This window comes from Candidatus Hepatincolaceae symbiont of Strigamia maritima (assembly GCF_055505085.1).
Map to the genome: position 1 here is coordinate 1 of NZ_DBKDTU010000057.1, position 12880 is coordinate 12880.

The following is a 12880-nucleotide window of genomic DNA, read 5'->3' on the forward strand; positions in this document are numbered from 1 at the left end:
TTTTCAAGCAGAAGACGGCATACGATATCGGTCTCGGCATTCCTGCTGAACCGCTTTTCCGATCTAGGATAAAGACAAAATAGAGAATCAAATTAAAAGTTGCCTAGATATAGATATTAAAACTTATAGAGTATTGCCTAAGTTTATTAAAAATAGGATTGATGAGTTTAATAAATTACAAATTTTTCCACATAATTACAGCCTAAACCTCAGAAGTTGTGTCCTTAGAAATATAATAGAAGCTTTTATTTTATGTTTTCAAAAATGTTATAAAGGACAACAAAGTTAAAAACATTGCAAATTATAATATATATTACCTATTTTAAATAATGAGATAAATATAAACCTATTACTTTATTCATGAGAATTTATTTAACCAATTATGTTAGTTCTTAAATATAACTTTTTATCATACTGTTTTATTTATGATACCTCCTGAGACTGAATTAGAATATGGTGAAGAGATGCAAAGTTTGACTTTAAGAATACAAAATTACACTGAAGAAAAACTAAAATTAACTAACATTATAAACAAATATAAATGCCTATAGATACTAAAGCAGTATAATTTATATTTATATATCTTCTATTAATTTTAGTATTTTTGTACTACACCTTTATAAGAAAGTTATTTAATATAGTACAAAGATTGAAGATTAACTTTACAGGATAACTAAACAGTATGACAACAAAAATTTTACCAATTAATAATCAATTGCCTCAAGATTTGAGTGAAACAGAAGCAAAAACTCAATATCAAAACTTATGTGCAGAAATTGTTAAATATAATAATGCCTATTACTTAGAAAATAATCAGCTAATTGATGATGCTAAGTACGATGCTTTGGTATCAATGTTACAAGCTATTCTTAAGCAATATCCAACCCTTAATAATCATCTAAATCCCCTTACTAAAGTAGCAGGAGGGATAACTAAAGGCTTTAAGGAAATTAGACATAACAAAGTAATGCTCTCTTTAGATAATTTATTTACAGAAGAAGATGTACAAAAATTCTTAGATAAAATTAAACGATATTTAAATACGGAGATAGAACCAGAGTTTATAGCAGAGGTAAAAATAGATGGGCTTTCATTATCCCTACGTTATGAACAAGGAGAATTAATACAAGCTCTAACCAGAGGTGATGGTGAGGTTGGGGAAGATGTCTTACAGAATGTGCTAACTATGAAAGATATTCCGAAAAAACTTATAGGTAATTTCTTGGAAATTTTAGAAGTAAGAGGTGAAGTTTATATGACTCGTGAGGATTTTTTTAAATTAAATGAATCACAAAAACAAAAGGGCAAGAAAATTTTTGCAAGCCCTAGAAATCTAGCTTCAGGAAGTTTAAGGCAGTTAGATTCTAGTATTACTAAAAATAGACCCCTTAAATTCTTAGCTTGGGGGTTTGGGCAAGTTAGTGAGAGTATTGGGGAGAAACAATCTTTAGTATTTAGCTCCTTAGTAAAGTTAGGGTTTTTAATTAGCCCTTTAATTAAGGTATGTAACAGTTATACCGAGATGTTAGAGTATTATCAACATATCTCCTTAATCAGACATAGTATACCCTATGATATAGACGGCATAGTTTATAAAGTTAATGATTTAACATTACAAGAGCGTTTAGGTAATATTACTAAAAGCCCTAGGTGGGCTGCGGCTTATAAATTTCCTGGAATAAGTGCTCTTACAAAACTTGAGAAGATCACGATACAAGTAGGCAGAACTGGTACTCTCACTCCTGTTGCCGAGCTAGCACCGGTCAATATTGGGGGAGTTTTAGTAAGTAGGGCAACTTTGCATAATGCTGAGGAAATAATTAGAAAAGATATTAGGGAAGGGGATTATGTAATGGTAAAAAGGGCTGGGGAGGTAATTCCCCAAGTAGTAGAATCCTTAAAAGAGCAACGAATAACCTCTTTACCTATTTTTCAGATGCCGGGATTTTGCCCCATTTGCGGGAGTAAGATTATTAAAGAAGATGATAATGTTGCTCTTCGGTGTAGCGGGGAATTCATTTGTAAGGCTATAATTTTAGGGAATTTAGAGCATTTTGCTGCTAAAGATGCTCTTAATATTGAGGGATTAGGTGAGAAAATTATAGAAACTTTTTATAATGCCGGATTTTTAAAAACTAAAGCTGATATCTTTAGGTTAGCAAACTATAAGACAGAAATTATCAAACTTGAAGGCTTTGGCGAGAAATCTTTCGAGAATCTAATACTAAGTATTGAAAAATCTAAAGAAGTTAATTTAGATAATTTAATATATGCTCTGGGTATAAAAAGAATTGGGGAAAAGAATGCTAAAATTTTAGCAAAAAAATATATTACTTTTCCTAATTTTCTTAATGCTATGCAAAAAATAAGTAACCCTAATTCTTCAGAATATCAGTGGTTAGCTGCGACAGATGGCATGGGTAGTTTAGTAATAAAGGAACTTGTAAATTATTTTATAGAACCTAAAAACATATCAGTACTTGAGGACTTATCTACATATCTTAACATACTTCCTTTTAAGGAACTTAAGTTTTTTGAGAGCCAACTAAGTGGTAAAAATATTATTTTTACAGGCTCCTTAAACATGAGTAGGGCAGAGGCTAAAGCATCAGCTCAAAAAGCCGGAGCTAATGTGGTAGGTTCTATCAGTACCAAAGTAGATTTTGTAATTAAAGGTATTGATGCCGGTACTAAATTAAAAAAAGCAACAGAACTAGGTTTAAAAATTATTACTGAGGAAGAGTTTTTAAATCTTATTTTTCCAAATAAATAGATAAAAAAGTTGAAGTAATCCAATTAATACGATAAAATTAGGTATCTAACCTAAGAACACTATATATCTAATATCTTAAATGGGAGGTTCTGATTATGAATATTACCAAACTTTTAACCAATAATATGACTAGAGTTGAAATAAATAGCTCTAATCAAGAATCTGCCTTTGCAGAATTAAGTAAAGCTTTATTTTTAGCTGGTTATATTAATGATAAAGATAACTTTTTAAAAGATGTTTTAGCAAGAGAGGAAATAGCTTCTACTTTTATGGAGAATAATATAGCAATTCCTCATGCTAAAAGTAAATATGTAAATAAAACCTCTATTGCTTTAGGTATTTCTAAAAACGGGGTGGTTTCTAATGGTAATACTACAAAGATTTTCTTCATGATTGGAGTGCCAGAACACTCAAGCAATGAACATTTAGAGATTATTTCTAGTTTGGCTAGATTTTTAGCAGAACAGGATTTTTGTTTAGCTCTACAGCAAACTACTAATAAACAAGAAGTAATAGCACTTTTTACTAATTATAATAAGATAAATACTGAAGTAGTATTATCAGAAGGAGATGATGAGGGGAACAAATTAGAGACGTTAGCATTAGACTTAGTAGCAATTACAGCCTGTACAGTTGGTATAGCTCATACCTACTGGGCTGCTGAATATTTAGAGAAAACTGCCCTTAAAATGGGTTTAAAAATTAAAGTACAAACCAATGGTTCTATTGGTTTACAAAATACCTTAACTAAAAAAGATATTAACCAAGCAAAAGCAGTAATTATAGCCTCTGATATTGATATTGATGAGACACCCTTTAGTAATAAACCTATTATTAAAGTATCTCCCTCAATTGCTATTAGTAAAACTCAGGAAATAATTACTAAGGCTATTCAAGCTAAACCTAAAAAGCATTACACTGATAATAATATTGTAGGGGAGGAAGTTTTCAAAGAAAAAGCTGGTTTTTATAAACATCTCCTAAGCGGGGTTTCCTTTATGATACCATTTGTAGTAGCAGGAGGGGTATTAATTGCTTTGGCAATTGCTCTATCAGGTATAACCCCTAACCAAGGAGCAGTAATAACGCACCCCTTTTATAAGCAAATTTTTGACCTAGGTGTACTTTCTTTTTCTTTCATGGTACCAATCTTAGCAGGTTATATTGCTTTTTCTGTCGGTGGGAAGCCAGCGTTATTATCAGGGGTAATTGGGGGAAGTTTAGCAAGTAGTGTGGGAGCAGGATTTTTAGGTGGTATTTTAGCAGGATTCTTTGCCGGATATACAGTAAAGTGGATAGTAAAAATTTCTTTTCATAAAACTATTCAAACCATAGTACCGGTTTTAATAATCCCTATTATTTCTATTACTCTAATAGCTTTATTTATGTTTGTAGTAGGAAGCCCTATAGCTTTTGTAATGAAAGCTTTAACGGATTTTCTACAAAATATGAAAACCGGATCTTTGGTTTTATTCTTTGTATTAGGCTTAATGATGGCAGCAGATATGGGCGGACCTATTAATAAGGTAGCATTTCTATTTGGAGCTTCCTTAATTTCCGCAGGAGTTCCAGAAGTTATGGGAGCAGTGGCCGTAGCAGCATGTATACCTCCTTTAGGGTTAGCACTTGCTACTGTAATTGCTCCTAAAAAATATTCAACTGATGAAAAACAAGCCGGTAAAGCAGCCTTTGCTATGGGGTTAATTGGAATTACCGAAGGGGCTATCCCTTTTGCGGCATTAGACCCTTTTAGAGTAATTCCGGCAATTATGCTTGGTTCTGGTGTTGGGGCAACAATTGCTGGTTTTTTTGCAGTAAAAGATTATGCTCCCCACGGAGGGCCGATAGTATTACCAGTAGTTGATGGTAAATTAATGTTTATAGCTGCAATTATTATAGGTGTATTAGTAACTGCGATCTTGGTTAATTTGTTAAAAAAGAATAAAATTGTTGTAGGATAGAAAAGTTATAAAATAATAGCAAGATCTTTGTGAATAGACCTATATAAATTGCAAATATTTAAGGAACAATCGGATAAAATGCTAAAAACATCTAAAAAATTATACCCTTTAAAATTTATTCCTATTTATATGGAAAGAATTTGGGGTGGGAACAAACTTTTTAAAAAATTAGGGCGTAAAGACATTAAAGATCCCACTTTGCAAATAGGTGAATCTTGGGAAATATCAGAGCAGAAAGAAGCAATAAGTGTAGTTGCAAACGGAGAATTTCAGGGTAAAACTATTAGAGAACTTCTAGATTTATTTGGGCACAGTTTAATTGGTACTAAGCTTGATCCTAAAAAGCCATTTCCCTTATTAGTTAAAATTCTTGATGCTAAGGAAGTTCTTTCAATTCAGCTACACCCGGATTTAAAAGATATTAAAGCTTTGCAAAAATTAGCAATCGCACAACAACCTATCGATCTATTCTCTAACAACTTAAAATCTAACAGCCTTAAATCTAGAAATTTTCAATCCACTGAAGAACAACCTAAAGATTATAAATTTAAAAATCTTCTAACTACGAAATCTCTACCTACAAATTTCCAACATGCTAAAGGAAAACTCTACAATTCTCATCCTAATAACCCTCAACCTAAAAATGAAATGTGGTATATTCTAGATAATGAACCAGAGTCTTATATCTTAGCAGGCTTAAATTCACAAACTTCTAAGGAAGAATTTATTAAGAATATTCAGAATCAAAATATAGAAAAATATTTAAATAAGTTCCCAACTTCTAAAGATTCTGCCTTCTTTATTAAGGCAGGAACAGTGCATGCCATCGGTGGAGGTAACTTAATGTTAGAAATTCAGCAAAATAGTGATACTACCTATAGAATATATGATTATAATAGAAAAGATAATAAGGGGAATCTCAGAGATTTACATATAAGAGAGAGTAAAATCTGTATAGAAAATAATCCTGTAGTTGAGCTAAAGACCAAGCAAACTGTACTTAATACTCCGCAAACCTTAATTAATAATAACCCTTATTTTAAAAGCACAATTTATACAATTAAACAACCATTACAATATAAAACTTCTAAGCAGTATTGTGAAATCTTAAATGTAATTAGTGCTGATTTAGAAATTACTATTAAGTGCGAGAATTTAATGGAAAATTTAATCCTAAAAAGGGGAGAAACAGCTCTCCTACCGGCTGGTTTAGAATTTCTTATCAGAAATATTCCCTCTGTAGAAACTAATTTGTTACTAACTACACCCCTCAGCAACCTAGCAATATAATGCTAAAAAGCTAGGGTAGAGTATTTTTGAAAAGCTTGCTAAAATTTCATATATAGCCATATAATTGTTTTCATAATATGCCAGAAGCCCACAAATATTGCTAGAACGACGATTAACCAACCTAATAAAGTTAATAGTGCATCAGCTACTCCCATTAGTATAAATTTCAGTTTGTTGTTATTAGCGTTATTAACAATATCTTCTAATGTCTTTGCTGCAGACTCCGGATTAATTGCAAAGTTTTCAAGTTGTTTTTCTTTTTTTGAAGTAACTTTACCACCAAATTTACTTGCAAAAAAGTGCCTTACTTTTTCTTGAGAACTTTTTTTAATTATGTTTTCCAGTTGGTCTGAAGTAGATTTTGCCATTCCCTTTCCTGGATCTTTAAGATCTTTTTGCGCCTGATTAAGGAATTTAATTCTTTGCATATCTTCTTTTTTTAGAAGTATGTTTAAATTTCTAAATGTTTGAGTATTAATTTTTATCCTATTGTTGCCCTCCAACAAGTTAAAAATTGATTCTTTTACACCACTATAAGCTATAGGATCTTCTTGAATAATTTTTGCCATTCTTTTAACCTCCTCAGTATCCTCTAATTTTACTATAGTTTTTAAAGTAGCATCTTCACTAACAAGATCTACGCCCTCATGTTCCTTAGTAATCCTTCTTCCAATCTTGCCTAAAGCCTGTTCCTCTTCTTTAATTATCTGCTGATATGCCTCATCAACAGAGGGGTTAAATTTCTTAATAACATCATCAATAATTTTTCTTAAACCCATCTTAACTTGATCTTCTGTTTGCCCATTCATTTTTTGCCAATCTATATCAGAGTTAATATCGTCTCTAATAAATTTTAGATGTGCAACGGTAGTAGCATTAGGATTTGCTACTTGTTTTTGAACGTTAGATAAATTTCTGCCTAAAGGGATATCTTCTAAGTTTTGATCTTTTATAATCTTATCAATATTCTTAATATATTTCATCCTTTAGATTGTTATCAATGCTAATATTAGCTAAAGCGTCGTATTGTTTTCCTAACTCTTGTTTCTTAGCTTTAAACTCCCCTATTTTCTTATTTACAATCTTTTTTATACTTTCTCCTGAGGGAATTACACCTACTTTTTTAAATTCTTCATTGCCTTTTTTTAAAGGTTCTCCTAAACTCTTTCTTATAGCTTCTTTATAATCAGAAAACTCAGGGTGTTTATTCATAAATTTACTTAAAACTTTAAATTTTTCATTATCTTGAGCTAATATTTGTAAAGTAGTAGGTTCAAACTCTAATAAAGGTGAAGTTTTTAATTTATCAATACCGGCTTTTAACTCTTCACGTGTAATGCCTGCCTTTTCTAAAATTAGAGCAATATTATTATATTTCATTAACAGCCTCTTTAAGAGCTTTTTCTGCTTTAAACTTAGGTTGAATTCTAGTAGCAATCTTTAAAGATTCACCGGTTTGAGGATTAAGCCCGGTATTGGTGGCTCTCTTAAGAGTAGAAAAAGTACCAAAGCCCAATAAATTAAAATCATCTCCATTAGCCAAAGTAGCACTTACTAACTCTTCCTTATTCATCTTCCTAACTCCTGTATAGGTTCTTATTAAAACTTACTAAATAAATAACATAATTACTCAATTATTTAAATGGAAAAAGAACCTAAGATAGAAAATAAAAAATAAAACCAAATAAAATCTTGATAAACAAATTAATAATAGAATTTAGAATATTTATAGGTTAATTTAATAAGCTAAGATAGTAGTAATATTAGGGAGTTTTGCAATTTTTGTTCTACCTCCTAAGGCTAAAAGTTCTATAAAAAAAGTTGCACCTACTACATTAACTTCTAACTTATTCAACAATTCTACAGAAGCATTAACTGTACCGCCGGTTGCAAGTAAATCATCTACTATGACTATTCTTTGCCCTTTTTTAATTAGTTCGTCCTTAATTTCTAAAGTATCAGTACCGTATTCTAAGTTATAACTCAGAGAAGTAACGTTTCCTGGTAATTTCCCCTTTTTTCTAATCATGGCAAAGCCCAAATTCATTTTAATAGCCAAAGCAGAACTAAATAAGAAACCTCTTGATTCTATACCAACTAGTATATCAGGGTTCATAATTGTTATTGCTACTGAGAGTTTATTAATTGCCTCAGTCCACGCATCTGCATTAGCAAGTAGAGGAGAGATATCATAAAATAAAATTCCTTTTTTAGGGAAATTAGGCACTCTGGCTATATATTTATCTAAATCTAGTGACACTTTAGCTATAATCCTTTTTTAATTTTACTAGAAACACTTTAAATATAATAAAAATTTGGTAGTTATACAATTAAAATGTTGTTATAATGAAAATATTATTTTAGAATCAGTCAGTATTTCTATGTAGTTAATTTAGTGATATTAGCTATGCATTGGAAGATTAAAGATAAGTTTATGATAAGGAAGTATATGTCTTTAAAAAAAAATGTTTTATTAGTTATTATTATAAGTCTTTTTATTTTAGTAAAAAATGTTAAAGCAGAAGAAGTAACAGAAAATTCTTCAACAAAGCCTATTGTAGATAGTACTGCTAAAATAAAAACAGTTACTAAATCACAACCCAGAAGTAGAGGCAGAACCCGTAGAGCAACTCCTGTAATTGTAGATGAACCTGTTGCAAAACCAGCTTCTGTTATGCCTGAAAGTCCAATACAATCAGAAGAGTCCACCACAGCAGAAGAAATTGATTGGGCTGAACAAACTGATAAACCACTATCTCTAAAAAATTCTGATCTTAATAAAATTCAAAATAGAATAGAAATTGATAAAAATTACGAATATACTAGCAAAGAATACCAAGATATTTTAAATGCTATCAGATTAGAAAACAAAAGTGACGCTACGGATATTCAAGATTCTATCTTTAAGAATCCTATTTTTATATTAGCCGGTGCTGTAAATAATATTACTTATAGTTACGGTTCTGAAGTTTGTAGGCAGGTTAATGCTAAAAAAGGATATATTGACTTAAGTTGTATTGTCTTACCTATACCTAATCCTGAAAATGCAGCTAAATATCTTAGAAAAGGTAAATATTCTGAAGTATACAAAGAACTTGGTATTAATGCAGATTTTGTAGTAACTAGGGCAGATTTATTAGAATTGCATCAGAAAGGACAGGATACTCCTGCTACTAAAAAATTTTCTACTTTAGATTTAGTAATGTTTTTAAACGGTGAATATTTATTCATGGTAGCTCCTGTTAAAAATACAGAAGATAATTTTACTAACATAGATCAACTCATTCAGCAGAAAAGAAAAATTAAGATTATGGCTATAAATGAACAGGCACAAATATTTTTTGATGAACTGATCAAAGCTAATTCTTGGTTCCCTGCATTTAAAGTAATTAATTATGCACAATATAAGAAAAATCTTGATATTTGTGATTTATCTCAAATAGATTTAATAATTTTTTCAAGTCATGAGTTGTCAAAAGATGTTGATGATATGTTCTCAAAGTGTGGTCAAAAAATATATCCCCTTACAATAACTGATGCTGCTATAGATAATTTACAAAAAGTTAATAATGCTTTTTCTACTTTAGATATGGTGAATTATTATCCTATGTCTATGTTAATTAACTATTCTAAGTTAGCATTAGGTAAAACTGGAGAACCGTTAAAGGAAATGGCAGAATACGATGATAAATATGTTAGTCATAATCTTAAACAGAATGATAATACTTTTAGAAGATCTGAGAAAATAAAAGGTGATAAATTTAATATTTTTTTAAAAAGATTGCAGAATGATGAGAATAATAATGATATAAAGAAAATTCAAAGAGATATTTTTTTAGGGCATTTAAAACTTAAAGGTATAGGCATTCGTTATGTTTTAGCAGCTAGTAGATATGCTAAAAAAGAAAATGTTGTAAAAGTAATGAGATCTTTTGTAGAAGATTATGATATTATTAAAGGTAGTTTAATCACCAAAGATATGTTGAAGTTTAATATGAATGATATCTTGTTTAGCACCCAAAAGAATAATAATTTTATATATCATATTGGAATTATTGATTATCCGCAATCTATTCTTAATAATAAAAGTACATCTGAACAGGAGAAAAATATAGCTAAAGCAATTGTGAAGTCTAAAATTAATAGTAGAATTCCTCCTTTATTCGGTCCGTTGTTACCTACTAGAGATCAATCAGATTATATATATGAAAAATATCAATCATATAGAGAAAAAGAAATTTTAAAAGAAAAAATTAATAAAATTAGTAAAGATTTACTAGCAGTTGAAAATAGTGAAGATGATCACTCAGAAGTAGATACCAAACTTAATAAAGAAATGCCATTTTTAAGTACCCTTAACGAAAATGAAGAGAAAACAGCAGAAAATATTATTGAGTAGAATAATGATGCAATAGCATCTAAAGCAGAGTACCTGATTCTAACCTCAAAGAATTTTACTAACTATGAAACTAAAATTTTTGGCGGTTAAAAACAATCTGAAGAAACTCCCAATAATATTACTACCAGTTTTACTGCTAAGTAGAACTTAACATAATTCTATATCTAAACGAATTTGTAATTACTAATTCGTAAATTCTATGACTAATCTTTTAAGTAACCAGTGAAGAAATATATTATACCAAGCTTGATAAGGTAGCTTTTAGTAATTTAGTAAAAGCAGATTTTTATTTAAGAGTTGGTAACTAGGTTGGGTGGCACGCTAAATTAGGAACTAATTTGTATTTTGAAGATAATGATGGTAAAGATAATCTTATTTAAGTCAAATTAATTTAGTGTAAAGTTGTATATAGTTACCTTAATTTAATATCTTTATGGTATATGATTTTGGTAACCATATATCCATTAAAGTGGAGATTATATAAGGGGCTTGAGAAAAAGGAGAAACTTTCTCTCAAAGCAACTTATATCAAAAAACCTTTAGGAAACTTTTACTTAGTATAGTAGGAAAATATCCGATTTTAGAGCAATATATTCATTTTCTTAAGGTTGTTATAGGTTATAGTAATTATTCAGTAGGGACTTGTGAGGTAGATGATATTATAGTTCATAATCCAATATCTTAGGATTATTCCTATTATATCTGGGAGGTTCTGAGTTTAGATTTTTAGAAAACATAGTGTAATGTTAAGCTTTACTTATCATTTATTGCAAGGAGGTATTTTCAAGGTATGATGTATATGAATATATGTAAATCAGGGAGTTTGAGAGTAAGAGCTGGTATGATGATATAAAAGAGGGTGTTTACAACTTTCCTATAAGAATACCTTTAGGTAGATAATGCTTAGGGTTGTGAGATCTTAGAATTATTAAGGAGAAATATTTTCTTAGCTGATAGTATTGGGTTATAATGTTGGTGTTAAAACTTACCATAAGATATAAAGGGTAGGCAGTTCAGCAATTCGTAGTTAATACAAAAAACTATTGTATTCTTACAGTGTGCTTTCTTGGTAATACATTCTGTCTAATGGGTTCTTTCTATTGAATCCATAGCCAAGTCTATAAGAGCAGATTTTATTGGAGAATTTGGGAAAGTATCTATTGCGTTAATAGCTAAATTTGCATAATCTGCAGCGATCCTACTAGTTTCTTCTAGAATGTGGTATTTATTCATGATGCTAAGAGCTCCTATAAAATCATTAGGAAGTTGCTCTTGATTTACCAAAGTACGTTGCATAAAAGCTTTTTCCGATTTAGTTGCCTTATTAAAACAGAGAATAACCGGTAAAGTAATTTTTCCTTCTTTAAAATCATTACCTATGGTTTTACCTAAAATTTCTTGTTTAGCAGAATAATCAAGAATATCATCAATTATTTGAAAGGCAATCCCTAAATTAATACCAAAATTTTCTAAAGATTTAATAATTTTTTCAGATTGATTAGTTATAACTCCAGATATGGTAGTCGCAGCACTAAATAAACAAGCCGTTTTAGCAAAAATAACTTTAAGATATTGCTCTTGAGAAGTATCTAAATTATTAGCTGTAAGCATTTGCATAATTTCTCCTTGGGCTATAGTAGAAGAGGCAGTAGATAAAACTTCTAATACTTTTAAAGAGCCATCTTGCACCATAAGTTCAAAGGCTCTAGAAAATAAGAAGTCTCCTACTAAAACACTAGCTTTATTCCCCCAAATTTGATTGGAAGTAACTAACCCCCTCCTAGTATCACTCTCATCTACTACATCATCATGTAACAAAGTAGCAGTATGTATAAATTCAACACAAGCTGCTAATATGACATGCCTAACTCCGTTATAACCTAACATCTTAGCAGTAGTTAAGGTAAGTAAAGGACGTATTCTTTTTCCACCTGAATTAATAATATGGCTGGCTAATTTAGGAATTAAATCTATATCACTATGCATTTTTTGTAAAATTAAGTTGTTTACAGACAGTAAATCTTCTTTTACTAATTCTGTTACATTTTGTAAAGATTTTTTGAAGTTTTTTTTCATAATTTTTTAATAAGTTATATAATCCTAATTTTTATAATTGTAGTATAATAGCATTTATAAAATTAATGTAGTAATTTATTCTTAGTGTGTATGATATAGAAATATCCAGAGATAGCTTTTTATCAGGAAAATTAGTGATTAGTCAGCCTAAAGTAGGTTTTAGAGCTGGTGTTGATACTGTGCTTTTAGCATCTATAATTAATGCTAAAAAACGTGATAAGATTTTAGAATTAGGATCAGGTGTAGGAACCTCAGCATTATGTTTAGCAGTAAGGGTGAACAATATAGAAATATACGGTATAGAGAATAATAAATTATTCTTTGAATTGTCTTTGAAAAACTCTCGGGAAAATAATATAGGAGCTTCAAAATTTATTCCTT

The 12880-nt window shown here is 30.0% G+C and carries 10 protein-coding genes; 5 read left to right on the plus strand and 5 right to left on the minus strand.

Annotation, left to right across the window (positions count from 1 at the left end):
* Positions 1–682 precede the first annotated feature (682 nt).
* From ligA to manA, 3 genes are all read left to right on the plus strand, one after another.
* On the plus strand, positions 683–2773 hold the full coding sequence (ligA, locus tag ACQCX0_RS01260; RefSeq protein WP_462562314.1) for an NAD-dependent DNA ligase LigA: 2091 nt from the start codon (positions 683–685) through the stop codon (positions 2771–2773).
* A gap of 95 nt (positions 2774–2868) precedes the next feature.
* Complete coding sequence (locus ACQCX0_RS01265; RefSeq protein ID WP_462562316.1) at positions 2869–4734, plus strand: PTS fructose transporter subunit IIABC; 1866 nt, start codon at positions 2869–2871, stop codon at positions 4732–4734.
* A gap of 78 nt (positions 4735–4812) precedes the next feature.
* Positions 4813–6024: a mannose-6-phosphate isomerase, class I gene (gene manA, locus ACQCX0_RS01270; protein ID WP_462562317.1), complete on the plus strand. Its 1212-nt coding sequence runs from the start codon at positions 4813–4815 to the stop codon at positions 6022–6024.
* 38 nt (positions 6025–6062) lie between these two features.
* Here manA and ACQCX0_RS01275 read toward each other — a convergent pair whose 3' ends face one another.
* From ACQCX0_RS01275 to ACQCX0_RS01290, 4 genes are all read right to left on the minus strand, one after another.
* A complete protein-coding gene (locus ACQCX0_RS01275) occupies positions 6063–7007 on the minus strand; it encodes a hypothetical protein (protein WP_462562318.1) in 945 nt (314 codons plus the stop codon).
* Positions 6994–7404: a hypothetical protein gene (locus tag ACQCX0_RS01280; RefSeq protein ID WP_462562319.1), complete on the minus strand. Its 411-nt coding sequence runs from the start codon at positions 7402–7404 to the stop codon at positions 6994–6996. Before ACQCX0_RS01280 ends, ACQCX0_RS01275 begins: the two co-directional genes overlap by 14 nt.
* The gene (locus tag ACQCX0_RS01285) at positions 7394–7597 is read right to left on the minus strand and encodes an HU family DNA-binding protein (RefSeq protein ID WP_462562320.1); all 204 of its coding nucleotides are present in this window, start codon (positions 7595–7597) and stop codon (positions 7394–7396) included. Before ACQCX0_RS01285 ends, ACQCX0_RS01280 begins: the two co-directional genes overlap by 11 nt.
* A gap of 165 nt (positions 7598–7762) precedes the next feature.
* Positions 7763–8284, minus strand: a complete 522-nt coding sequence (locus ACQCX0_RS01290) for an adenine phosphoribosyltransferase (protein ID WP_462562321.1) — start codon at positions 8282–8284, stop codon at positions 7763–7765.
* A gap of 189 nt (positions 8285–8473) precedes the next feature.
* On the opposite strand from ACQCX0_RS01290, the gene ACQCX0_RS01295 reads away from it, so the two are divergent.
* Complete coding sequence (locus ACQCX0_RS01295; RefSeq protein WP_462562322.1) at positions 8474–10423, plus strand: type 2 periplasmic-binding domain-containing protein; 1950 nt, start codon at positions 8474–8476, stop codon at positions 10421–10423.
* A gap of 1083 nt (positions 10424–11506) precedes the next feature.
* Here the strand turns inward: ACQCX0_RS01295 and ACQCX0_RS01300 are convergent.
* Complete coding sequence (locus ACQCX0_RS01300; RefSeq protein ID WP_462562323.1) at positions 11507–12499, minus strand: polyprenyl synthetase family protein; 993 nt, start codon at positions 12497–12499, stop codon at positions 11507–11509.
* Between the two features lie 134 nt (positions 12500–12633).
* Between ACQCX0_RS01300 and ACQCX0_RS01305 the strand changes: the two genes are divergently transcribed.
* The coding region (locus ACQCX0_RS01305) for a methyltransferase (protein ID WP_462562324.1) at positions 12634–12880 on the plus strand (247 nt) is incomplete at its 3' end.

Bases quoted from the DNA above. Each gene is read 5' to 3' on its own strand.
- ligA (WP_462562314.1), top strand. From the start codon at position 683: ATGACAACAAAAATTTTACCAATTAATAATCAATTGCCTCAAGATTTG.
- ACQCX0_RS01265 (WP_462562316.1), top strand. From the start codon at position 2,869: ATGAATATTACCAAACTTTTAACCAATAATATGACTAGAGTTGAAATA.
- ACQCX0_RS01280 (WP_462562319.1), bottom strand. From the start codon at position 7,404: ATGAAATATAATAATATTGCTCTAATTTTAGAAAAGGCAGGCATTACA.
- ACQCX0_RS01300 (WP_462562323.1), bottom strand. From the start codon at position 12,499: ATGAAAAAAAACTTCAAAAAATCTTTACAAAATGTAACAGAATTAGTA.
- manA (WP_462562317.1), top strand. From the start codon at position 4,813: ATGCTAAAAACATCTAAAAAATTATACCCTTTAAAATTTATTCCTATT.
- ACQCX0_RS01275 (WP_462562318.1), bottom strand. From the start codon at position 7,007: ATGAAATATATTAAGAATATTGATAAGATTATAAAAGATCAAAACTTA.
- ACQCX0_RS01295 (WP_462562322.1), top strand. From the start codon at position 8,474: ATGTCTTTAAAAAAAAATGTTTTATTAGTTATTATTATAAGTCTTTTT.
- ACQCX0_RS01285 (WP_462562320.1), bottom strand. From the start codon at position 7,597: ATGAATAAGGAAGAGTTAGTAAGTGCTACTTTGGCTAATGGAGATGAT.